The organism is Niallia sp. M35 (genome assembly GCF_050971705.1).
GTDB lineage: Bacteria > Bacillota > Bacilli > Bacillales > Cytobacillaceae > Niallia > Niallia circulans_A.
The window spans coordinates 214,102-238,490 of the sequence record NZ_JBPCEP010000003.1; the positions used below are offsets into that span (position 1 = coordinate 214,102).

The 24,389-nt window shown below is 35.3% G+C and carries 22 protein-coding genes; 8 read left to right on the forward strand and 14 right to left on the reverse strand.

Annotated features, from left to right (window positions below; all coding sequences use genetic code 11):
* Positions 1 to 130 precede the first annotated feature (130 nt).
* The gene (locus tag NiCM35_RS04895; protein WP_095328843.1) at positions 131 to 349 is read right to left on the reverse strand and encodes a hypothetical protein; all 219 of its coding nucleotides are present in this window, start codon (positions 347 to 349) and stop codon (positions 131 to 133) included.
* A 191-nt stretch (positions 350 to 540) separates the two neighbouring features.
* Between NiCM35_RS04895 and NiCM35_RS04900 the strand changes: the two genes are divergently transcribed.
* Complete coding sequence (locus NiCM35_RS04900) at positions 541 to 1,062, forward strand: GNAT family N-acetyltransferase (RefSeq protein WP_095328844.1); 522 nt, start codon at positions 541 to 543, stop codon at positions 1,060 to 1,062.
* A 48-nt stretch (positions 1,063 to 1,110) separates the two neighbouring features.
* Here the strand turns inward: NiCM35_RS04900 and NiCM35_RS04905 are convergent, their stop codons facing one another.
* Both NiCM35_RS04905 and NiCM35_RS04910 read right to left on the reverse strand, forming a co-directional pair.
* The gene (locus NiCM35_RS04905) at positions 1,111 to 1,953 is read right to left on the reverse strand and encodes a TIGR03943 family putative permease subunit (RefSeq protein WP_095328845.1); all 843 of its coding nucleotides are present in this window, start codon (positions 1,951 to 1,953) and stop codon (positions 1,111 to 1,113) included.
* A 15-nt stretch (positions 1,954 to 1,968) separates the two neighbouring features.
* Positions 1,969 to 2,835, reverse strand: coding sequence for a permease (locus NiCM35_RS04910; protein WP_095328846.1), 867 nt, complete (start codon positions 2,833 to 2,835; stop codon positions 1,969 to 1,971).
* A gap of 187 nt (positions 2,836 to 3,022) precedes the next feature.
* Between NiCM35_RS04910 and NiCM35_RS04915 the strand changes: the two genes are divergently transcribed.
* The 3 genes from NiCM35_RS04915 (at position 3,023) to NiCM35_RS04925 (ending at position 5,809) form a co-directional block, all read left to right on the forward strand.
* Entirely contained in the window at positions 3,023 to 4,279 is a 1,257-nt protein-coding gene (locus NiCM35_RS04915; RefSeq protein ID WP_123257709.1) for a polysaccharide deacetylase family protein, read from the forward strand.
* A 123-nt stretch (positions 4,280 to 4,402) separates the two neighbouring features.
* Positions 4,403 to 4,819 carry an RrF2 family transcriptional regulator gene (locus NiCM35_RS04920; RefSeq protein ID WP_123257710.1) on the forward strand — a complete coding sequence of 139 codons (417 nt, stop codon included), beginning with the start codon at positions 4,403 to 4,405 and terminating at the stop codon, positions 4,817 to 4,819.
* A 93-nt stretch (positions 4,820 to 4,912) separates the two neighbouring features.
* Positions 4,913 to 5,809, forward strand: a complete 897-nt coding sequence (locus tag NiCM35_RS04925; RefSeq protein ID WP_433778796.1) for an NAD(P)/FAD-dependent oxidoreductase — start codon at positions 4,913 to 4,915, stop codon at positions 5,807 to 5,809.
* A 174-nt stretch (positions 5,810 to 5,983) separates the two neighbouring features.
* Here the strand turns inward: NiCM35_RS04925 and NiCM35_RS04930 are convergent, their stop codons facing one another.
* Complete coding sequence (locus tag NiCM35_RS04930; protein ID WP_123257712.1) at positions 5,984 to 6,961, reverse strand: LacI family DNA-binding transcriptional regulator; 978 nt, start codon at positions 6,959 to 6,961, stop codon at positions 5,984 to 5,986.
* A 6-nt stretch (positions 6,962 to 6,967) separates the two neighbouring features.
* Positions 6,968 to 8,449, reverse strand: a complete 1,482-nt coding sequence (locus NiCM35_RS04935; RefSeq protein ID WP_095328851.1) for a sucrose-6-phosphate hydrolase — start codon at positions 8,447 to 8,449, stop codon at positions 6,968 to 6,970.
* Positions 8,450 to 8,670: 221 nt separating this feature from the next.
* On the opposite strand from NiCM35_RS04935, the gene NiCM35_RS04940 reads away from it, so the two are divergent.
* Together NiCM35_RS04940 and NiCM35_RS04945 are read left to right on the forward strand one after the other, a co-directional pair.
* The gene (locus tag NiCM35_RS04940) at positions 8,671 to 10,617 is read left to right on the forward strand and encodes a sucrose-specific PTS transporter subunit IIBC (RefSeq protein ID WP_123257713.1); all 1,947 of its coding nucleotides are present in this window, start codon (positions 8,671 to 8,673) and stop codon (positions 10,615 to 10,617) included.
* Positions 10,618 to 10,690: 73 nt separating this feature from the next.
* Positions 10,691 to 12,883 (forward strand): alpha-galactosidase, encoded by a 2,193-nt coding sequence (locus NiCM35_RS04945; protein ID WP_341122908.1) that lies wholly within the window; start codon positions 10,691 to 10,693, stop codon positions 12,881 to 12,883.
* 217 nt (positions 12,884 to 13,100) lie between these two features.
* On the opposite strand, the gene NiCM35_RS04950 is transcribed toward NiCM35_RS04945, so the two are convergent.
* Positions 13,101 to 13,997, reverse strand: a complete 897-nt coding sequence (locus NiCM35_RS04950) for a LysR family transcriptional regulator (RefSeq protein WP_095328854.1) — start codon at positions 13,995 to 13,997, stop codon at positions 13,101 to 13,103.
* A 113-nt stretch (positions 13,998 to 14,110) separates the two neighbouring features.
* Here NiCM35_RS04950 and NiCM35_RS04955 point away from each other — a divergent pair, with 113 nt between their 5' ends.
* On the forward strand, positions 14,111 to 14,998 hold the full coding sequence (locus NiCM35_RS04955) for a sulfite exporter TauE/SafE family protein (protein WP_095328855.1): 888 nt from the start codon (positions 14,111 to 14,113) through the stop codon (positions 14,996 to 14,998).
* Positions 14,999 to 15,596: 598 nt separating this feature from the next.
* On the opposite strand, the gene murA is transcribed toward NiCM35_RS04955, so the two are convergent.
* From murA to NiCM35_RS04970, 3 genes are all read right to left on the reverse strand, one after another.
* Positions 15,597 to 16,907, reverse strand: coding sequence for a UDP-N-acetylglucosamine 1-carboxyvinyltransferase (gene murA / locus NiCM35_RS04960; protein ID WP_095328856.1), 1,311 nt, complete (start codon positions 16,905 to 16,907; stop codon positions 15,597 to 15,599).
* Between the two features lie 28 nt (positions 16,908 to 16,935).
* Positions 16,936 to 17,766, reverse strand: a complete 831-nt coding sequence (locus tag NiCM35_RS04965) for a DeoR/GlpR family DNA-binding transcription regulator (RefSeq protein ID WP_433778800.1) — start codon at positions 17,764 to 17,766, stop codon at positions 16,936 to 16,938.
* Positions 17,767 to 17,919: 153 nt separating this feature from the next.
* A complete protein-coding gene (locus NiCM35_RS04970) occupies positions 17,920 to 18,519 on the reverse strand; it encodes a DJ-1/PfpI family protein (protein ID WP_095328857.1) in 600 nt (199 codons plus the stop codon).
* A 157-nt stretch (positions 18,520 to 18,676) separates the two neighbouring features.
* On the opposite strand from NiCM35_RS04970, the gene NiCM35_RS04975 reads away from it, so the two are divergent.
* A complete protein-coding gene (locus NiCM35_RS04975) occupies positions 18,677 to 19,741 on the forward strand; it encodes a DmpA family aminopeptidase (RefSeq protein WP_095328858.1) in 1,065 nt (354 codons plus the stop codon).
* A 44-nt stretch (positions 19,742 to 19,785) separates the two neighbouring features.
* Here NiCM35_RS04975 and NiCM35_RS04980 read toward each other — a convergent pair whose 3' ends face one another.
* The 5 genes from NiCM35_RS04980 to NiCM35_RS05000 form a co-directional block, all read right to left on the reverse strand.
* Positions 19,786 to 20,355, reverse strand: coding sequence for a nitroreductase family protein (locus NiCM35_RS04980; protein ID WP_095328859.1), 570 nt, complete (start codon positions 20,353 to 20,355; stop codon positions 19,786 to 19,788).
* A gap of 98 nt (positions 20,356 to 20,453) precedes the next feature.
* A complete protein-coding gene (locus NiCM35_RS04985) occupies positions 20,454 to 21,071 on the reverse strand; it encodes an NUDIX hydrolase (protein WP_433778803.1) in 618 nt (205 codons plus the stop codon).
* A 30-nt stretch (positions 21,072 to 21,101) separates the two neighbouring features.
* On the reverse strand, positions 21,102 to 22,262 hold the full coding sequence (locus NiCM35_RS04990; protein ID WP_371473169.1) for an ABC transporter permease: 1,161 nt from the start codon (positions 22,260 to 22,262) through the stop codon (positions 21,102 to 21,104).
* Positions 22,255 to 22,968, reverse strand: coding sequence for an ABC transporter ATP-binding protein (locus tag NiCM35_RS04995; protein WP_123259399.1), 714 nt, complete (start codon positions 22,966 to 22,968; stop codon positions 22,255 to 22,257). The genes NiCM35_RS04990 and NiCM35_RS04995 overlap by 8 nt, the downstream gene beginning before the upstream one ends.
* A gap of 248 nt (positions 22,969 to 23,216) precedes the next feature.
* Entirely contained in the window at positions 23,217 to 24,248 is a 1,032-nt protein-coding gene (locus NiCM35_RS05000) for a glyceraldehyde-3-phosphate dehydrogenase (RefSeq protein ID WP_433778805.1), read from the reverse strand.
* Between the last annotated feature and the right edge of the window lie 141 nt (positions 24,249 to 24,389).

The following is a 24,389-nucleotide window of genomic DNA, read 5'->3' on the forward strand; positions in this document are numbered from 1 at the left end:
TTTCTACTCTCCTTTTAAACCATTTATTAAATAGCGTTTGTCTATCACTTGTGAATTATGTATTTTATACAAAGTGGACTGAAATCATAAAAAAGAAGACATCATGCATATGATATCTCCTTTACAATATCTAACGCTTTCTTTTTTTATTATCTGTTGCAAGTACGGCTTTTTTTACCACCTTTTCAAATTCCACATTTACTTGATATACTTCTTCTTTTAGTTGATTCACGGAAAGGATCTTGCCTTTTCGTCCCTTTATTTTTACTGGTTCATCAATATTCGGTATGTCTTGCCGTAATTGGGTTAATACATTGGTACTATTTTCAAAATAATGGACAGTAATCATTCATTATCGCTCCTTTAAAGGAAGTTTTTTCGGATATTAAAATTAATATGGATAAAGGAAATAATTTAGAACGATAAACATGCTAGGCATTGGAAAGACAAACTTCCATTCATTTAAAAATATTTTCAAACAAACTTACTTGATCTTCGCTTATAATAAGAAAAGAATAAACAAAGGTGAGGGAACCATATATGAACATTTCCTTTAAAAAAATAGATAATCCAACTGATCAATTAGTTTCTTGTTTAAATAAGTGGGAAAATGATCCAAGACTTATCCCATTCATTCATCCTTGCAGAGATAAAGAGGATGCAGAAAACCGCGTACTTGTCACAATAGAGGATATAACAAAACGTTTAACCAATTACCATATGTATGCTATTTATTTAGATGATATACTTGTTGGAGAAATGAATTATACGATTGATCCCGTCCATTTATATAAAAAAGAACAGGGGACCGCCTGGATCGCTATTACAATCGGCGAAGAAGTTGCAAGAGGAAAAGGGATCGGCTCAACATCATTAATCTACTTAGAAGAGCAGATCAAAAAACAAGGATTTAACAGGATTGAATTAGGCGTATTTGAATTTAATAAAAACGCATATAAATTATATAAAAAGCTTGGATACCAAGAAATCGGCAAAAATAAATTCTTCACTTATTATCAAGATAGAATGTGGGATGATATTCGCATGGAAAAATATATATGAAAAAAAGGAGAGAAATGCTGCATATATGCAAACATTCTCTCCTTTTTTTTAATACTGTCTATATACATAAGGATCATCTGGCTGATTAATGGACTTCCAATCTGTAACTTTAAGAATCGGAATGGTTTTCTTAAATGGTTGATAGTACACTGTTTCAAGCTTACCTGTTACTTGAAGCCATTGGTCATTCTCTCTTTTCAATTCATCCGGAATATCAAGAAGCATTCCAAAAACACCCGCATCTGCAATACAATGGATAATACCAAAACGCAGGAGGAACAGCTGATTATTGGTTAAATCCTCTTCCTTGTAAGTAAAGCCTGTCAATGTAATTTTTCTATCCATAAATTGTCCTGGGTAATTATAAATTGTTTCCAAATCATTTAAAAAATTATCTTCCCCTAATTTAATTTCAGGGAGATTCTTTATTTTATCTAAGCCTTTATCCATCACTTCTGCATAGCCTTCTTTGCCATAATAGCTACTCGTATTCGGCTGCAGGAATTGATGCTGACTATATTCATCTCCTTCATCATATGCAGGGAAGTAGAGTCCTTTTTTCTCCACAATATTCGAATCAAGAGTAGCCACTGGAAGGATTAAACCAGTAAGAATAGGAATAAGCAAGGTTATAATCGTTAATCCACGTTTCCACCAACTATTTTCTTCATGAGCATGATCATGTCCACAATGATTACACGATTCATCATGTGTATGTTTATCTTTTTTTACATAGTTATAGACACATATAATTGTAAAGAGAACAAATATATAGATAGCAGACTCTGAAATATAAGCATATTTCATATTAATATATTTTGAAATATCGCCAGTTGCATGTAAATGTAGAAATAAATAAGTAAAGCCTATTAATACAAATATTCGAAACATGTTTTTTTCACCTCTTTATAGAAAAATTGTTACGAGAAACACGCAAACTGTAATAAGGCCTGTTAATAGAATGACAAACTTGGCTTTAAAAGTGCTTAGCATCATCAATGTATTTTTGATATCCAACATAGGACCAAACACTAGGAAAGCAAGAATAGAACCTTCAGAGAAGCTGTTTCTAAAGCTCGCTGCAACAAAAGCATCTGCTTGGGAACAAAGACTTAGTATGTAAGCAAGTCCCATCATCACAAGATGAGAGGAAGCCTGTCCGGTTCCTATTGAGACTAGGGTGGAAGTCTTGACTAAAGTTTGTACTGCTGCAGCAATAAACGAGCCGATAACTAAGTATTTTCCAACAGAGAAAAATTCATCGATCGAATGTTTGAACATTGCTTCGATTCGGTCTTTAAAAGAATGAAAGTGCACATGTTCAATCACATGACTTTTCAACGGAGATTGCTTTACTGATTTATGCAGAGCAAGTCCAACAAGAATGGAACAAACAAGCGCCAATACAGAACGAAGAATTACCATTCTCCAGCTATTCCCGAAAGCAACATATGTCGAGAACATAACTACTGGATTAATAATCGGTCCGGTAAGCATAAAGGCAATACTGGCAGGAACCGGTACTCCTTTTAAAATTAACCGCCTTGTAATAGGAATAATTCCACATTCGCATGCTGGGATAATGCTTCCAACTAAAGAAGCAAATAAAATGGCCAGTATTGGATTTTTCGGCATCATTTTTGCAATAAGTTCCTCTGAGACAAAAATTTCGATTATTCCCGAAATAAGAACCCCAATTAGAATAAAGGGCAATGCCTCAATGATAATACTGATAAAAATCGTATTTAATTGTAATAAGGTTTCCATATTCATTTTTTAAACACCTACTTTTTTGGTAAAAATCAGAAAGTCATCATTATAAAGAAGATTTATTAAAATCAGATGAAAATAAAAGAGAATCACAACAAATGATAATTATGTATTGCAAACGAATACACGAACCTTTACATTAAATAGTAGGAAAGCAGGAAGGAAGTGAAAAAAGCTGAAGAGAAAGCTTTTGCTCTATTTGGTCGCACTATCACAATCTGTTTTCATTGTGGCATGTAGTGCTCCGTTACCAGAAGACCCAGTAAATCTTAAACAGAGTCATATAAATCCAGAACAAAAGAATTGGCAGTTATCTTCTGACTTTATAACTGTTCTAGTAGAAGCTGCAAAAAAAGGCATGACGGATACAAGTTCCTTTAATGTCTTTACCAGTACCATCGAACAAGTAATTAGCCAATGGGGAGAACCGGATCAAACAGATCAAGTAGGAGATGGATACTATGCCATCTATAAGGAAAAGGATACCGTGTTTGGCTATACTGCCAAAGGCGATATTTATGATGTTCGTTCCAATAAAAAGCGATTAAATAGATTATCTCTATCAGATTTAAAAAAGAAAATAGGGGACCCAGCAGAAATTAGAATAGGGGACGGCGAACAAATAATTGTCTATAACCTTAGTGAAGATATTCAGCTTAAGTTTATTATATTAAATAAAACCAATAGGGTAGAACATTTATCTGTCTATCACAAACCTAGAAGTATACAAGAGGAATATACCTTAACTATCCAAGGCGAATCTAATCAACTTACCAATAAACAATGGGAAATGATGCAAAACTGGAGGAGGGAGATCGTGAAATTCCAAGAGAATAAAGCAAATGTATACCTCAATGGGCGGAATGAAAAGAAAATTTCTTTAACCTTTGATGATGGACCTGATGATAGCATTACACCAAGAATCATTGAAATATTACAGCAATATAAAGTGAAAGGGAATTTTTTCTTTATCGGCAGTGAAGCAGAAAAACATCCGCAAGTTGTAAAAAATGCTTATAAAAATGGGAATTTAGTTTTGAGTCATAGCTATCATCATGTTGACTTATCTGTTTTAGATAAGGAACAGCAATTAGAGGAAATAACACGAGCAGGTAGCGCTCTTCAATCGCTTATTGGAAAAGAACCTGCAATGATTCGCCCACCATATGGAGAAACAAATGAAACGCTAATGAAAAATGCTGAACTAAAAGGATATTCTATTATCATTTGGTCCATCGATACACTTGATTGGTCACAAATGGAGGCAGACAATATTATTAGAAATGTCACCAACCATTTGCGAAACGGCGATATTATTTTAATGCATTCAGATTCAGAAAAAACAGAAACAGCAAAGGCATTACCGAAAATAATTGAAGCTATTCAGGAAAGAGACTTTCAAATAGTCGGACTGGATGAATTACTAGGGATAGAGGCATACCAGTAAATAGGAAGGGAGTTCTCCTTAATAAAAGGAAATTCCCTCTAAAACTTGTTTTCTTCACTCTCTTTCTATATAATCAATTATAGACATTAAAGGTCTTTAATATATCCGTAAAGAGGTAGTATGATGAAATATTCAAGAGCAACGAATTATGCATTACACACAATGGTCTATTTAACCCTTGCAACAAAAGGGAAAACGGTAGGAGTAGATCAATTAGCCAAAATCCAAGATTTATCACCAACATATCTATCGAAAATATTAACCAAACTTGTTAAAGCAGGCTTAATTGAGTCAACACCAGGTGTTAATGGCGGTTATCGTATTATAAAACAGGCCGAGGAAATTTCTTTTTTAGATGTTATTACAGCTATTGAGGGAAAGACATCTTTGTTTACCTGTTCATTGGAACATGATGATAGAAAAAACGGCGAATGCTTAATTGAAAATGTCATGTTAGAGGCTGAAACAAAGATGCGTGAACATTTAAGCCAAAAATATATACGCGATATTGCTAATCAAATTGAACATAATGCTAAGTAAAACATAAAGGTGATAACTCATCTTTATTTTTAGTCTAATTACGGATATTAAGAGTCTTTAATATATGTTATTCTTATTGAGGAGGAAAAAGTATTGTTAGATTGTATTGTAATAGGTGGAGGCCCAGCCGGTTTAAATGCATCACTTGTTCTTGGAAGAGCACGAATGAAAACGATCTTATTCGACGACGATAAACCTAGAAATTCCGTTACCCAAGAATCCCATGGTTTCATAACAAGAGACGGTATTAAGCCTTCCCAATTTAAGCAACTTGGGAAAGAAGAATTAAAAAAATATCCCGATGTATTCTTTAAACACCAACAAGTTACAGAGATTAAAAAGGTAAATAAATACTTCATCATTTTCACTGATCAAAATGAATCATATCAGGCAAAGAAAATTATATTATCTACTGGACTGATTGATATTCTGCCCGATATTGCTGGCTTGCATCATTTTTATGGAAAAAACATATATAGTTGTCCATTTTGTGATGGGTGGGAACTTAAAGATCGAGCTTTAGCAGTATTGGCAGAAAATGATCATGCTTTTCATTTAACTAAATTGCTTTTTAATTGGAGTAAAAACCTTATCGTTTGCACAAACGGCAAGAAGATACTTACAAAAGAGCAACTTGACATGCTAAATAACAAAAATATTAAAGTAATCGAACATGAAATAGACAGGCTGTACGGTGATAAGGGACAATTGCAAAAGATTATCTTTAAAAATGGGGAAGAGGTTGATAGAGAAGGAGGCTTTGTCACAGCCGAACTTCAACAAGCCGTTCCCTTTGCTGAAGCACTTGGATGTACATTAAATAAGATGGGTGGAGTGGAAACCGATGCTCTTGGGCGAACTAATATAGAAGGAGTATACGCAAGTGGAGATAATACTCTACTAACACCACCACAGTTAATAAACGCTGCAAGCCAAGGCAGCAGAGCTGCTTCAGGAGTAATAGCTGACTTAATTAATGAGGAATTTTAAGAAGTAAAAAACAAGAGAATGTAACTCAGCATTAGCTAGATTCTTGTCTTTCTCATTACCAATACCAAGTGGGCAATTTAGAGAATAAAGTTGCCAACTGTTTCAGAGAAAAGTCAGTAGAAAAGGAAGGGGATTACTAGACTTGAAAAAATAAGCGGACAAACAAGGATAAAATCAACTTGTTTGTCCGCTTATTAGTTTTACGGGGATTTCATAGCGGTCTTCCTGATCATTTACTCCGTCTATTTTTTGAATAAGAAGTTCTACACAAAGCTTAGCCAATTCTCCAAGAGGCTGCTTCACTGTAGTTAGTTTAGGGAAGTAATCCTCTATAAAGGAAGTCCCATCATATCCAACTAGTTTAAAATCTTGCGGGGGTGTTAAACCAAGTTTTTCCGCTTCATTTATTACTAAAAGTGCTTTCATATCATCTGAACAAAAGATTCCCTCTGGCTGCTCTGTTTTAAGTATTTTAGCGATTTCAACTGATTTTCTCAAGGGAGTAAAGCTTCCATTTATAGAAAATACTCTTGGTTGTAAACCAGCATTGTTCATTTCATCTATATAGCCCTTTGTTCGTAAATAGGTTGGTGATTTAACATCATTGCTTCCAGTTAACATGATTATTTTTTGGATACCATGGTTGAGCAAGGAGCGTGTTGCTAAAACACCGCCCTGATAATTGTCACTGCTTACAATTGGAATATTAGGAGCAAGGAAACGGTCAAAGCTTATAATAGGTGCCTTGATATTCGTGTAATCATCATGGTTTAAGTTATGCGCACCTGCAATGATTCCTTCTACTTGATTTGCTTGGAGCATTTGAATGTACTCTCGTTCTTTATCTGAATTATGTTCACTATTACATTGGATTGTTTTATACCCTGCACGGAAAAGTTCTCGTTCTAAATGATCAATCAATTCCGCATAGAAGACATTATTTAAAGCAGGAAAAATTAATCCCACTAGCTTTGTGGACTTCCCCTGCAAACTGCGAGCAAGATTATTTGGTTGGTAATGAAGCTCTCTCATTGCATCATGAACCTTAGCAATTGTTTTTTCTGATAGATAGCCTTTTTTATTAATAACACGGCTGACCGTTGTAGGACTCACCCCAGCTAATTTGGCTACATCGGTTAATTTTGCAACCATTTTAATTTACCTCTTCTGATTATTTAGTCTCCATATTGTACCGCTGACATTACGTTTAGAATGCAGGTAAATTAATGTTTGTGAATCATCTGGAAAAACACGTCCTGTAATAACTCGTTCTCCTTCATTTACAAAGCACTCAAAAACGGAGGTATCAGCAAATATATTTACTTTTATATCTGTATTTTTCGAAACATATGCTTCCCGCTGGAAACCATATTCTTGTGCAAAGCGTTCGCCTGCATATTCTCTGTCTACAGAAACTTTACCATTTACCGAATCGAGTGTAAAGGCTAAATAACGCGTTTTATCCACATTTGAAAAGAGCAATATTTTCACAATTTCATTTTCAGGTATGATTACTTCAAGTTCAAATCGATTGGTCTTCGTGTCAAATGACTCATGAAAAGACGTCTCCATTTCCCGCAATTTTTTTGTTTCTATTACTGGATATTGTTTCAGTTTCCCATCTTGTAATGTAAGTTCCTTCACTAAACTTAATACACCTTGATAACCTTCTTGATCTGTCGGATAATTAACTTCCGGTAATCCAATCCAGCTAATCGCAAGGGCCCTGCCATCAGGAGCATTAAATGCTTGTGTTGCATAGACATCGAAGCCTTCATCAAGATTTTGCAAATTTGTAGTTTTAGTGATCGCCGCCTTAACAGGGTCAAACGTATCTCCAATGGTATACATATTTGGATAAATATTTTCATAGGATTGAATTTTCTTAGATAAGCCTTGTGGGCAGAATAAGAGAACAGGCACATCCTCAATAAAGATAAGATTCGGACATTCAATCATAAAGCCAAGTTCTTGATCAGAAAATGCTAATTCACTAACCAATGTCCAATTTTTAATATCATTTTCTAATGCTTTGTAGAGAAAGATCGCCCCTTTTTTATCTGACTGTTTTTGGGCACCAATAATCATATACAGTTGATCTTGATAACAAAAAATTTGCGGATCTCTAAAATGATCTGTTGTTTCATTTGGCTGGTTAATCAATGGTTTAGGAAATTTATGAATGGTTCCGTCTTTATACATAAAGGCCCCATTTTGGAAGCTATAACGATTCCAATCTTTATCCCTAACATTACCAGTGTAAAAGAGGAAGAGCTTGTCTTCATCAATGGGATATGCTGAACCTGAATAAACCCCATGTGAATCAAAATTATTGTCCGATTGTAGGGCAATCCCATTTTCTTGCCAATGTACTAAATCCTTGCTTTCTAAATGGTACCAGCTTTTTAAACCATGGACAGCGCCGAATGGATAGTACTGAAAAAAGAGCTGCCATTTTCCATTGAAGAATGAGAAGCCATTTGGATCATTTAACAAACCTGTTTTGGGCTCAATATGATATCCGGTACGCCACTTGGAGTTTTCCACTGATTTATTTAAAGCATTCTTATAGTCAATGTCCCATTCTGAATAGGGTTTATATCTAAGATCTCGTGTCCAATTGCTAACAATATCTGTCATGTAATTAAAACTCCTTCATTGTAGTTCATAAGTGTACTTAAGGGAATTTTAAAACGTTCTCAAAAATATGTCAAACGTTTTCTCACTTACTATCAGTTCAATTATTACATTTATCTAAATAAAATAAAATTTTATGATAAACGTTTGACATAAAATGAAAACGATGTTAAATTAATCGTGCAAAAGGATTTGAAAGCGATTTAATAGAAAGGGGAATTTACATGAAACACAGAGAAGTAGCTGAACGTGTAGCCAAAGCGTTGGGTGAAGATAACTTAATTGCTGCTACACACTGTGCAACTAGATTAAGACTTGTTTTAAAAGAAACAAAAAAAATTGACCAAGCAGCTTTAGATGATGATCCAGATTTAAAAGGAACATTTGAAGCGAATGGTCAATTTCAAATTATCGTTGGTCCTGGTGACGTAAATGAAGTGTATAAAGAATTAATTAGCATCACAGGTGTTGGGGAAGCAACAAAAGATGATTTAAAAGAAGTAACGGCACAAAAAGAAACGAATCCTGTCATGAAATTAGTAAAGCTCTTATCCGATATCTTCGTTCCGCTAATTCCAGCTTTAGTTGCCGGCGGGCTACTAATGGCTTTAAATAATGTCTTAACAGGAGAGGGTTTATTTGGGCCAAAATCTATTGTTGAAATGGTCCCAGGTATTAAAGGCTTCGCAGAAATTGTCAACTTAATGGCCTCTGCACCATTTGCCTTCTTACCAATTTTAATTGGTTTTTCTGCAACAAAACGTTTTGGCGGAAATCCTTATCTTGGAGCAGCGGCAGGGATGATGCTTGTTATGCCCGAACTGGTAAATGGCTATGGAGTAGCAGAAGCTGTTGCTTCAGGGCAGATGCCGCATTGGGATGTATTCGGCTTACATATCGCTCAAGCCGGCTATCAAGGACAAGTTTTACCTGTAATTGGAGTAGCTTGGATTTTGGCAACACTTGAAAAGTTCTTTCATAAGCATTTAAACAATGCAGTTGATTTTACTTTTACACCATTGTTTTCCGTAATTATTACTGGTTTTGTCACATTTGCATTTGTTGGTCCATTATTACGTGGTGTTTCCAATCAATTAACAGATGGATTACTGTGGTTAATTGATACACTTGGTGGAGTTGGTTATGGTTTATTTGGATTGGGCTACTCTGCAGTTGTATTAACAGGTTTGCATCAATCCTTCCCAGCGATAGAAACACAATTGTTAGCGGATATTGCAAAAACTGGAGGAAGCTTTCTATTTCCAATTGCATCAGCAGCTAACGTAGCACAAGGAGCGGCATGTTTAGCGATCTTCTTCTTATCAAAAAACCAAAAGCAAAAGGGATTAGCATCCTCAGCTTCTTTCTCAGCTATGTTAGGAATAACAGAGCCAGCATTATTTGGGGTTAATTTAAAACTTAAATTCCCATTTTTTATCGGCCTTGTTGCAGCAGGTGTAGGAGCAGCATTTATGGGATTCACTGGAGTGCGCAATGTATCTTTAGGTCCTGCCGGAATAATTGGCTTTATCGCTATAAGCCCTAAAGCAATTCCCATGTTTTTGATTGGAGTTGTTATTAGTTTTGTGCTCGCCTTTGCAGCTACAATGCTTTATGGACGAAAAAAATTGAATGTTCCATCTACTAATTCTCAAGGTACTGAAACAACAGAAAAAGATTCTACGATTAATAGACAAATAGCATTAAGTGAAGAGATTGCGGCACCAGTCGAGGGGAACGCTGTTGATTTAACGAGTGTAAATGATCCGGTTTTCGCTTCTGGTACAATGGGAAAAGGAATTGCCATTATTCCGCGTTTAGGGAAGATTTATGCTCCTATTGATGGAGTTGTGACAGTTACTAGTGATTCTAACCACGCATATGGAATTCAATCGGAAAAAGGTGCAGAAATTCTTCTGCATATCGGTATAGATACAGTAAAAATGGCAGGAGATGGGTTTAAAACCTATATTAAGCAAGGTCAAAAGTTGAAAAAAGGTGATTTGCTAGGAGAATTTGATATGGCGAAAATCAAAGAAGCAGGGTTTGATTCTACTGTGATGATGATTATCACCAATTCTAGTGAATACTTAGAGATTAGTAGCATTAAGGATACAGATATTAAGGTAGGAGAGAAAGCTTTAACCTTAATACAATCAGAAAGGAACTAATGTTCGTCCCTTAATTCTTAATTAGTGAAATAGACTGGTATAGAAAGAAAAACGTATGCAAGGAGGTACTTCATTGCCTATATTTCTTGAAAAAGATGGCAAGACACTTCATTTACAAAACAAGAAAATAAGTTATGTTCTCTCCATAGAAAAAGATAAATATGTCTGTCATCGATATTGGGGAAGAAGACTAGAAAGTTTTAATGGAAGCACTCAGATTCAAATGATAGATCGCGGCTTTGCCACTAATCCGTTTCCTGAGGAGAGAGTGTTTAGCTTAAATGCACTCCCTCTGGAAACAAGTACGCAACAAAGCGGTGATCATCGAATCTCGAATTATACAATACGTTCGCATACCAATCAAACACGCACTGATTTTATTTTTAAGAAATTTGATATCATAACTGGGAAACAGCCACTGGAAGGTTTACCTACATTAGAAGGAGAAGATACCAATGTTACGACATTAATTATAACCCTATATGATGATATTCAGCAGCTGGAAATGAAGCTTTACTATCATCTTTATGAACAACTACCGGTTATAACAAGACATGTTGCTTTTCTCAATCATGGGGAACAAGAGGTATTCCTTGATAATGCCGGAAGTCTTCAAGTAGATATCGCGGCAGCTACTTTTGATTTATTAACTCTTTACGGGTCTCACACAAATGAGGCTAATATAAGTAGAAGGAAATTGCATAACGGAATTCAAAAAATAGAAAGTACTCGTGGTGCAAGCAGTCCGCAGCATCAACCATTTTTAGCCCTTTTAAATCCGAATACAGATGAATTCAGCGGAGAAGTACGTGCATTCCATCTTATTTATAGTGGGAATTTCCAAGCACAAGTTGAAGTAGAACAATATGGTTCATCACGTGTACAACTTGGCATAAATGCGGAAGGATTTTCATGGAAGCTTTCACCTGGAGGCAGCTTTGATACCCCAGAAGCTGTGATGGTTTATTCTAATCTTGGGTTAAATGAGATGAGTCATACTTTCCATACACTTTATCAACAATATCTATGCCCTAAGTCATTTCGAAATCAAGAACGGCCAATCGTATTGAATACATGGGAAGCCAATTATTTTGATATATCAGAAGAAAAAAGTTGGAAATTAGCGGAGACAGCAGCACAAATAGGCATAGAAATGTTTGTATTAGATGATGGCTGGTTCGGAAACCGAAATGACGATACTTCCTCACTTGGTGATTGGATCGAGAACAAAGATAAACTGCCAAACGGAATAGCTGGTTTAGCTGAGATGGTGAAAAATAAAGGAATGAAGTTTGGTTTATGGTTCGAACCAGAAATGACTTCCCCCAATAGTGAGCTATTTAAAGCACACCCAGACTGGATTATCCATACCCATGGATATAAGCCCATAGAAGGAAGAAGACAGTTAGTCCTAGATTTATCTAATGCAGAAGTACAAGACTTTTTAATAAGCGTATTATCGGAATATTTAGTAACAGGCAAAATTGATTATATTAAATGGGATATGAACCGACATATAACCGATATTGGCAGTACCTCTTTTCCTATAGATCAGCAAGGAGAGATTTCCCATCGATATATACTAGGCTTATATCGAATCCTAGATACATTAGTGAATCAATTTCCAAATGTACTATTTGAAAATTGTTCAAGCGGAGGGGGGAGATTTGACCCTGGAATGATGCGTTATATGGCCCAGACTTGGACAAGCGATAATACAGATGCATTATGCAGGACAAAGATTCAATATGGCTACAGTTTGCTTTATCCTCCGATTATGATGGGAGCACATGTTTCTAGCGTACCTAACCATCAGGTGGGAAGAATCACTTCACTTGAAACAAGGGGAAGGGTTGCAATGAGTGGCAATCTTGGATACGAGTTAGATTTAACAGAAGCAGAGGAAGAGGAACTACTAGAAATAGAAAACCAAATATCTTTTTATAAACAACAGAGAAAGCTTTTTCAGTTCGGAAAATTTTACCGATTGAAAGCGCCAGGAGAATATTTCGAAAGTGCATGGATGTTTAAAAATGAAAAAGAAGCGATCGTTGTTTATTTTAACGGGATAGCACGGCCTGCTGTGCCAGTTAACTATCTCCCTGTTTATTATCTGGAAGATCTTGCAATCTATAAGGATGTAGCAACCGGAAGACTATATTCCGGCAGTGAACTTAACTATGCAGGAGTAACCATCCCACGGGTAAAAGAAGATTACAAAACATTGATTTATCACTTTGAGAAAGTAGAAACACAAATTAATTAGAGACCTGAATAGAGAGAGGGATATAAAAGATAAGGAGTAATATATCGAATAACCCCTAATTTTCTATTAATGATTTTGTCTTTTAGACTTCCTAAGGATTACCGGGACTGGTGAGATTAAATAGACGAATTTCACCAGTCGTTCCTTGGAAAACAATAAGAATTAAAAAACGACAGCTAAAATCCTTAACTTCATTGAAAATCTAAAAACCCCCATTTTATTTCATATAATCCATATTTCTTATTGTATCCAGTAATTGATTAACGAGAGGAGAAAGCTCTACGTTTTCATTGCGTCTACAAAGGAATATCGGCCGTTTAATTTCAACTCCTTTCACTTTAACCACACCTACTTCCTTACGAAGCACATGTTCCTTAACTGCAAGTGAAGGAGCTAACATGACTCCATAACCAGCAATAACTGAATGAATAGATTCGTTTAAGCCATGAAATTGCAATCCAATAGGAGGGTGGTTCACACCATGAATTTTACACAAAGAAAATAACATGTCTCTTGTTGAGCTTCCATTTTCTCTTACTAAAAAAGGCTCTTGAACCAACTGTGAAAACGAAACTTCTTCACCAGCAAATTTATGCTTTCGCGGCACGATGAACCAAAAATCAACATCCATTATGTGTGTGACATGCAATTCCGGTTGCTCCCACCGTTCTTTTACAACAAGTGCTAAATCTACTTTATAGCGGAGTAATTTCTCAATCGCTTCGTTTGAATTACCACTATATAACTCTATATGGAGTAAAGGATTATCTATTTTCAATTTTGCTAATAGAGATGGTAATAAAAAATTAGCCGGTAAATGCGTGGATGCTATTTTGATATTATCTAGTATTCCAGCTTTCAGTTTGTTTATTTTCCCCTCAATATCTCTTTCTAAATCAAATAAACGTTCCCCTTGCTTATATAAAAAATCTCCTTCCTTTGTTAATTTAATTCCTCTTCCCGCTGACTCAATTAATGTCAATCCTGTTTCTTTTTCTAAATTTCGGATTTGCATAGTTACCGCAGGCTGACTAATAGAAAGAACTCTTGCTGCATCTGTAACACTTTTTGCAGAGGCAACGGTGATAAATATACGCAGAGCATGAAGGTTCACTAATCTTCACTCCTATAAATATTATTTATATATACACAAGAAATATATATTAGAGTTATCTATTATAATTATATAACCTTTTTATTAGAAATGGTAAAAAGGAGCCTATAATCATGAACTTACCAATGATAAAAGAAGAAAGCGAACAACAAATACAAATAAAACGTCAAAAAATCTTTTTCTGTATTATTCTAATCATACTAGTATCAATCGGACTAACAACAGCATTTTTAGGAAGAAGGGAGGGGAATTATCAACTTTTTACATTAATGCTAATTGGCTTAGGAGCTTCTTTTATTGGAACATTAGCAGGAGGGGGTGGCTTAATTACCGTTCCTGGTATGATGTTAACAGGTATTCCTATTCAAACAAGTATCGCTACAAATAAGTTTTCCTCAGGAATTGCGGCACTTTCTAGTGTTTTCTATTTAATAAGAAATAAACAGCTAAGTGTCCACTTTCTATTAATTACTATCCTAATCGCTGTTTTAGGTGGAATAGGGGGAGCACTAGTAACTACTAATATACAGGAAGAAACGATGAATATCATTGCATTTGCATTACTTTGTTTTGCCTTAATAGTGACAATGAAAAATAAACAATGGACTGCTACTATACAACAAGATAAAAAGCAAAAACAACAAAAAACAATAAAGAAAAGATTATACATTCCTTTCTTTATTGCAGCATATGATGGGGGATTTGGACCAGGATCCGCCACATTTAGTATTTTATTTTATTTAAAAAGTAATTTCACCTATATGAAAGCTGTGCAAATGACAAGAGTTATTATTCTTGGCAGCTGTATGGGAGGATTTATTATTTATTACCAGAACGGTTTTATTAATTGGTATTATGCCATTTGCATGGCAGTTGGTTCCATTATTGGATCACAAATTGGATTGCTCGTATTGCCAAAAGTTTCTCAAAAAGCAGCAAAAACTCTTTTGTTAATTATCATAAGTGCATTGATGGTACAAATGATTGTTAAAATTATTTAATATTTAATAAAGATGATTCTTTATTAGGATCATCTTTATCGTAAAAAAAGGGGAATGATTACTAATTGGATTATAAGGACTTTAATTATTTTTTATTCTAGTTTACATAATATATATTATACACAGTGATTAAAATTTTAATAAATCACATCTCATTCCAAAGTATACTCTAGATAGTGAGACAAAATTAAAAAATTGTTATCTCTTACAATCTATTATTAACTAACTGCATCGTATCTATATGGACATTTGAAATTTATTTAGTTAGCTTATTAAAAATTATTATTAGTTTTTTATATGCTCTATATAATTTTTCATTGAAAACTACTAAAAATTAATTTCATCTTTCGTCAAAAAAAACGATTAAAACTAGTTTTTTTGTTTTTTTGATCTATAAAAAATCATAAATCCGCCACTCACGTATATTGATAAATATTCTATACTTTTAAAAGGATGAAATGTCTTTATACTGCAAGTTGAAATATATTATAGCTAAAATCATTCAAAAAACCAAAGACGTCTATACAAAGAACATCTTTGGTTTTTTGGTCAGTTAATTCTCCCCTAGTTATCTATCAATTTAGGAAAAATATATTATCTATCTCATTATTTTTTCGAATTCTTGCATCATTAATAGATCATTTGTAATTTCATCAGAATGATGTAAAGAGACTTTCGCACCAAGGCTGTTAAAAGCTGCAACTGCCTCATCATATCCTCGTTCAATATGTTCAATTCCAGTAATTGTTGTCGTCCCTTCTGCTATTACTCCAGCTAACATTAGACAAATACCTGCACGGACATCTGAAGCATGCACTAAGGCTCCGTGTAAAGCTGACTTTCCTTTTATATGGGCAATCCCATTTGATACTTCAATAGATGCACCCATTTTGTTTAATTGGTATACATGATTAAATCGGTTCGGATAAACAGTTTCGCGAAGTATACTTTTCCCTTGTGCTTGTGTTAACAAAACGGTTAATGGCTGTTGCAAATCCGTTGGAAATCCAGGGAACATAGCAGTTCTTACCCTCGATGCTTTTAAACTACCATCTAGAAAAGACGTAATATTATTCTCTTTTATTTCCAAACCGACACCGATCTCTTCCAGTTTCGTGAGACAAGATGTTAGGTGTTCTGGGATAATATCATTCACTGTAATCGTTCCACCTGTAATCCCTGATGAAATCAGGAAAGCTCCAGCAATTAGCCTGTCAGGAATTACGGTATAACTACAACCATTCAAGCTTTTTATACCTTTAATTTTGATTGTATCCGTACCAGCACCTTTAATTCTCGCACCCATTTTATTCAAAAATAATGCCGTATCTGTTACTTCTGGATCTCTTGCAGCATTTAATAAAATTGTTTCTCCCTCAGCTAATACAGCTGCTAGCATGCTATTAATAGTGGCACCTGATGTAATCGTATCAAAATAGATTGTTGCCCCTTTTAATTTTTTGGCCTCCACCACATAATAATCTTCATGAAAAGTAAAAGTTGCGCCCATTTTCTCAAACGCCTTTATATGCTGATCAATTGGTCTGCTTACAAAATCATCCCCGCCAGGATAGCCAAGTGATACTTTTCCGAATTTAGCAAGTAATGCTCCAATGAAATAATAAGCTGTTCTAAACTTCCTTGACTTTTCAGGTTCAATTATCGGATTATATATTTTAGTCGGGTCAATATAAACATCCCCGCGGCTATCTCGCTCCATGATACATCCTATTTCTTCTCCAATTTGACGAAGTACTTTGAAATCAGCAATGTTTGGGATGTTCTTTAATGTTACAGGCTCACTAGCTAAGCATGCAGCAGCTAGAATTGCCAAAGAACTATTTTTCGAACCTGGTACTGATAAGGATCCTTCTAGTTTAGAAGGTCCCTCTATATTCATCCATCTCATTTTAAATCTCCTATTCCAATCTATCTAATCAACGTAAATCAGCAAATTTTATTTTTAGTTGTTTCTTTTTCATTTCATCAATCGTTTTTTGCGGTGCACCAAGATCTGTTAGAAGGATATCAATTTCTTCGATTGGTACGGATTGCATAAACATTTCACGACCGATTTTTTCATGGGGTGCTAAACAGACCACTTTTTGAGCAACACTGGCAACTGTCTGAGCAAATGCAGCTGCTTCAGGAGTAGAGGTACTTATACCTTTGGCATTAATTCCTCCACCAGTTAAAAAACAAATGTCTAAGGAAAATTTGCGCATCATTTCCATTGCAATACAATCAATTATACTGCTTGATGAAGCTCCTCTTAATTTCCCTCCGATTAAATAAGAACTTATGTTTTCTTTCATTCTAATAAGCTCGGCAATTTTCAATGAATTTGTAACGATTGTATAAGGGAAATCAGTTGGCAAATATTTTACCATTCCATAATGGATACCTGCTCCTCCAATAAAAACCGTATCATTTTCTTTAATAAATGATACTGCTAATTTTGAAATAGCATTTTCGTGTTGGGCAGCCGTTCCATATCGAATAGATGACGGCGGCGGCATTGTTCTTACTTTAGGTATTGGTTCAGAGAGAATGGCACCACCATATGTTTTTTGCAGCAACCCTTGTTCTTCCATGATTGTTAAGTCTCTTCTAATGGAATCAAGAGACATCTCAAATTTACTTGCTAGATCTTTAGCAATAACTTTCCCATCTCTAGAAATTATTTCTAAAATTAATTTTCTTCTTTCCTCCGCTAGCATACTATTCCCTTTCCCATTAAAATCTAAATTCATCTTATTCCGTTTCATTAAGTTTTGTCAAATATTTTTTCGTTTTCCTTCTGTTTCATTCCGTATTATGCCTTTTTTACCATCACAGAACATATGTTCTACCATTGTTTTTTCTTGTTAGTTTATTTCTCATCTTTCGTTTCATAAAAAAATTGCTATATAAGCAGTTTTTTAAGAAAGTTCCACATCATATTCCATTCTTTTTGCTGTTTCTTTCGCTATTTTCACACCCGCTAAACGTTTGACAAGATGAAAGGACATATTAATACCTGCCGAGATGCCACCTGAAGTAATAATGCGCCCTTCATCGACAAACTTCACCTTCTTTACCACATTCACTTGTGGGTATTCCTCCTTAAGCCTTGTGAGGCTCGCCCAATGTGTTGTCGCGTTCAATCCATCAAGCAGCCCTGCTTCAGCAAGCAATAACGCTCCCGTACATACAGAAGCCATCCATTGAACCTCTCCCATTTGTTCCTTAATCCAATTAATCACCGTTTTATTATGTACTTCTCGTTCTCTTGCACCTAGTCCCCCTGGGATGATTAAAAGATCGAACTTAGGCATTGTTTGGAAACTATAATCCGGATATACCTTTAATCCATTTCTCGCTCGAATCATTTGTCCCGTTTCCGAAATAGTCTGCACGATAAACGGTTTAGACCCATCCTCTCTTGCTGTAACAGAAAACACTTCAAACGGGCCAGCAAAATCTAATACCTCCACATCATTGAATAGAAATATCCCTATTTTCCATTGGTCGGTTTGCATTTTATCTCTCTCCTTCGTTAAAGCCATATTCTAGCTAGTTACTTATTATTATTATACTTAAGAATTTCATCATAGAGAGATAAATTATCTTAAACTTGATTAACTGACTGATTTTTGAAAAAATAAAAATAATAAAAAGGAGAGGCGGTTTTTTTAAGTGAATGGACAAAAGAGGCTTCGAGATTATGGAATAACAATTGGAAAATTAGAAACAGGTAAAAGAAACGCCATTACAGATGTAGAAGGTGTCACAGTTGGCCATGCTACTTTAAATAATAGGGACACTCAGACAGGTGTTACCGCAATAATGCCCCATCCAGGCAATATATTTAAAGAAAAGGTAATCGCTGCAAGCCATGTAATTAATGGGTTTGGTAAAACAATGGGTTTAATGCAAATAACAGAATTAGGAACAATTGAAACACCTATTCTTTTAACCAATACATTAAGTATCGGTGTGACAGCTGATGCATTAATTGAATATATGCTAGAGCATAACGAGGATATTGGTCGAACAACAGGTACTGTTAATCCCATTGTGTGTGAGTGTAACGATATGTTTCTTAATGATGTGAGAGCAAGAAAGATTAAGAAAGACCATGTTTTCGGGGCAATCGCTAATGCTTCTGCGGAATTTGATGAAGGATCAGTTGGTGCTGGCCGCGGCATGCTGTGCTATTCTTTAAAAGGTGGAATTGGAACCTCTTCCCGAATAATACATATGGAACATGGTAGCTATACAATAGGAGTACTGGCTCTGACCAACTTTGGTACGCTGAGTGATCTAGTAATAGCAGGGAATCCAATCGGACAACAGCTCAAAAAAAAGCTTACACAAGCAAATGAAGATAAAGATAAGGGCTCTGTCATCATCATCGTAGCTACTGATCTTCCCGTTTCGGAAAGACAATTAAATCGAATTATTAAGCGCGCAGTAACAGGATTATCACGAACAGGTTCGATTATTACAACTGGAAGCGGTGAAGTAGTCATTGGTTTTTCTACGGCAACAAAAATTCCACATGAAAATCCTTATTCCAGTGTCCCTATTTCAACCATTCATGAAGAGGATATCGATGTTGCATTTAGAGCCGTTGGAGAAGCTACAGAAGAAGCTGTGCTAAATTCCTTGATAACTGCAACCCATGTAATTGGACGAGACGGGAATGAACGACCTGCTCTTATAGATTTATTAAGCGAACATAATATTTGTTTACATTAGAAAAAACAGACGCCTGTATGATACAAAGCGTCTGTTTTCCTTATTTATTTTTTATATTTACCTTGCAAAATCGATTCCTCTAACGGACGGCGGCTAGACGGAATTTCTCTTGCTTGAAAATCTTCCGGCAACGCTTCTTTATCCCCTTGATAACCAATGGCAATAGTTACTTGAATATCAAATTCTTCTGGAATGTTTAATACTTCACGAGCTTTTGCTTTATCAAATCCACCAATAGCATGTGTTTTTAAACCTTCTTTTATAGCCTGCAAGGATAAGAATCCCCATGCAGTTCCGCTGTCAAAGGCATGCATCCCATTTTGTTTATCCGAAATAAGCACTGCTAATACCGGTGCATTTTTACACCACTCTAAATTTCTTTCAAAAATAAAAGAATGAAATAATGATCGTTCCTCTACCGTTCGAGCAATAATAAAACGCCATGGCTGCAAATTATTTGCAGAAGGCGCCCAGCGAGCAGCCTCAAACAGGCGCATTAAGACTTCTTCAGAAACTTCTTTATCTAAAAAAGAACGGGGTGACCAACGATTTAAAAAAATAGGATCAATCTCGTGGTCTGCTTGACGAAATGTATGTATTTCATTTTCCTTCATAAATATTCCACCCTCAAAATTTATTTCACTTCTATTCCATTTTAATTATAAAAAAATGACAATTCAACTAATTGATTCTAAAGAATAGAAAGAAAGAATCAATCAAAATAAACAGGCTCCAACGGATTAGCCATATGTTTAAAAACTAGTAATATTTGTGATTCTGTATTTCTTGGAATGGATAAAGGCGGGAGATCATCTTTTGCAAAAAAACCGACAGAGCTAGTTTCTACTCCTTCCTGCGCCTCTCCTCCTACAATCTCACACTGGATGAACATTTTATATACATGGTAAGGAGATGGAGGATGCGGGTGGCATTTCTTATCCATAACCGCAATTAATTTTACTGCTTTCACCTTAAATCCTGATTCTTCTTGTACTTCTTTTACTGCGACTTCAGCTGGAGTTAAGCCAATATCGCCCCAACCTCCTGGCAAGGCCCAGGAATTATCTGTCTTCTCTTTCACCATTAGTATTTTATTACCTTGAAAAACTACTGCCCTAATATCTACTTTCGGCGTAGCATACCCTGTTTCATTTGCAAAAAGATCACGAATTCTTGTTTCATTCACCTTGGTATATTCCGACATAATTTCTAAGCTGATCTTTCTGATATCTTCAAACCTTTCCAAATCAAAAGTATCCTTTGAATAGGTTAATCCGGCTTGGGCGATTGCTTGCAGCTGTTTCGCCCATTGTAACCATTTCGGTTCCATCTAATGACCTCCTTTACAAATTGCTTTGACTTACCTTCCAATGATAAAACCAAAAACACAAGTTAAAAAAAGTACCAGCACTAACGCAAAGCTTAGCATACCTCTTACAGCTTTTTTCCTTGCTGAAAAATAAGCATCACTTTCCATATATTTTTTCATCAACGGATGGTAGTGGCACACTTTATTCCATAGGGTCGTAAGCCACCCATTCATGATAATAGAAAACCCTACAAAAATAAGAATCTTTAACCATAGGGGCGGTACTATAATCATGGCACCGGTTGTGCTATTAATTAACATCAAATACCCATATATATAACTAGAATTACGTATAACTATCTTAATAAATAATTCGATAAAGCCGTTAACTGGTGTGCGATTTTGAAAGATCCGTTTAGAGTTTTTGAAAATACGCGGTTTCTTTCTTCTCACAATGACCGGCTTTTCTATTTCAGGAGCTGCTAAATAGATGGCCTGAACGATACTAGTTTTACGCTCTTGCTCTAATTCAATATGGAGATCAATAGATGCGATCTTTTGTAAAGCTGTCAAACTAAAGAAGATCGACAACAAGAGGATAATTAGTGACAGAGCATATACTGGAATAGTCATTCCCATATCCACTATATGATAAATCCATTGACTAAACCAATTAAATACAAGAAACAAGAAAACCACCAGCAAGCTTTTTGCCCACATAGAACCTATTTTTCGGATATGGTACTTCCATAACATGAAGCAAGATTGTAAAGCAGTGAAATAGACAAATAAGACAAGGATTACTGACCAATTTAACAAATAATAATGGAGTAAAAATGGTAGTAAGCATAAGAAGCCTGCTGAAAGCACCATTGTTTGAAAGAACAGAGAATAGAAATAGCTCAGTGCTTTTAACCTTCCAATCAAATGAAGCTGTTTGACTAAAAATACTTTATCAGCTTCCACAATAAGGGTTCTGATATTGCCAATCCATGCCAGAAAGTAAAGGCAGAAAAAAGGAACAATAAAAGGGATCTTATGTATCCAGACAGGTATCTCCAGCCACCAAGAACGATAGATAGCTACACAGAAAACACCTAGAGGGACTAAGATATATACAATTACCGTCCAATCAGCAATCGATCGAAGCACTTTCCATTGATAGTGCCAATTCCTAATTAAACGTGAAAAAAACAACTTTCTACTATTCATTACCATGATCCTCTGCTAACAAATGAAAACAATCATACAAAGATCCAGCGGGCAACTGACATTGATCCCTTATCTCCTCTAATGTTCCTTTTGCCACTAGCTGGCCATTATGGATCATAAGAAATCGATCACAAATCTTTTCTGCTGTATCTAATACATGGGTAGACATTAATATGCCAGCACCATGTTTTTGCTCTATTTCCATCGATCCGAGAAAAAGCTTCATGGCATTTGGGTCAAGTCCCATAAACGGTTCATCAATAATATATAAGGATGGATTTGTAATCATCGCAAGTATAAGCATCGCTTTCTGCTGCATTCCCTTTGAATATTTAGTTGGGTTTTCATGCGCGTGTTCCGCTAACTTGTACACATTTAGCAATTCATTAGCCTTTTGCTTATATTCCTTTTCTTCTAACCCCTCTACTGCTGCAACAAAGTCTAGGTGTTCCCATAATGTTAATTCATCATAGAAAATAGGTCGTTCTGGTAAATAGGAATAAGTTATGCCATCTATGTAGGAAACCGTTCCTTCTAAATGTTCGATTAAACCTAATAAACTTTTGATTGTCGTACTTTTGCCAGCACCATTTGGCCCAATTAAACCAACCAATTCTCCTTTTTCAATAGTAAAATTAATTTCTCTAATAATTTCTTTCTTTTGCTCGTATCCAGCTGATTGAATCTTTACTTCTAAAAGAGACATTTACACACCCTCCCTATCACGTTCTTCTTTCATACGGACAAATCTGTAAGAAAGTTTCTAAATTAGAAAAAATTTTTGGAGATAAAAAAATCGGACCACTGGTGCAGGCCTAAAACAGTTGCTTTATTTCTGATTTAATTCGTTTTATAAATATAGGAGCATCATGAAGAAAGCAACAAAAAAATAGATGCAGTCAGATAATCTTACCTTCCTGCATCTATTCTATCGTTTAATCGATTAACTATCTTTTACACAGCTTGACTATCCATTTTCACACGCAACTTGCTTCCAACAAGCTTTACCAATTCAACCACTCGATTAGAATAGCCCCATTCATTATCATACCAAGCTAGTATTTTCACTTTATTTTGCCCGATGACCATTGTTGATAAAGCATCAATAGTTGCAGACTCGGTTGTTGTATTAAAATCAACAGATACTAAAGGTTCCTCTGTAATGCTTAGAATCCCTTTCAGTTTTCCGTTTGAGGCCTCTTCAAAAGCTTGATTAACAACTTCACTTGTCACATTTTTTTCTAAATCGACGACTAAATCGACTAAAGAAACATTTTGTGTTGGCACTCTTAACGCCATTCCATGAAGTTTTCCTTCCAAATGTGGAAGGATCTGTTTTAAGGCCTTAGCTGCTCCAGTCGAAGTGGGAATAATATTTTGCCCACATGACCTTGCCCGCCGTAAATCATGATGGGGATTATCTATATTGTTTTGATCATTGGTATAGGAGTGAATTGTTGTCATTAATCCATTCTTTATCGTAAAATGTTCGTCTATAACCATAGCAACCGGTCCTAAGCAATTGGTCGTACATGATGCATTCGAAATAACATGATGTTTATCAATATTTAATATACTATCATTCACACCCATGACGATGGTTGCATCAGCATTTACACCAGGAGCGGTAAGCACTACTTTATGCGCACCAGCTTTTAAATGCATTGCTGCTTTGTCTCTCGCGTTAAATTTCCCTGTAGCTTCTACTACGATATCTATTCCCAATTCACGCCACGGAAGTTTTTCTGGATTACGGTTATTCACTAATAGAATCTCTTGGTCATTTATAAAAATCGAATGTTCTTTAGCCACAACCTTACCTGGAAACTTACCGTGAATTGTGTCATACTTTATTAAATGTGCTATCGTTTCAGAAGGATAACTGGCATTAATAGCAGTAATATGTATACTTTGATCATTAATAGCATTTCTAAGCACCATTCTTCCAATTCTCCCAAAGCCATTTATTGCAACTGATATTGTCATAGACTTCGCTCCTTTTTAAATATGTTATACTATTAAATTAATACTCTATAATAAGTATAACATATTTAAAATAAAATACATCTTATTTGATTTAAAATAAAATACATCTTATTTGATTAAAAATAAGATGTATTCTTATAG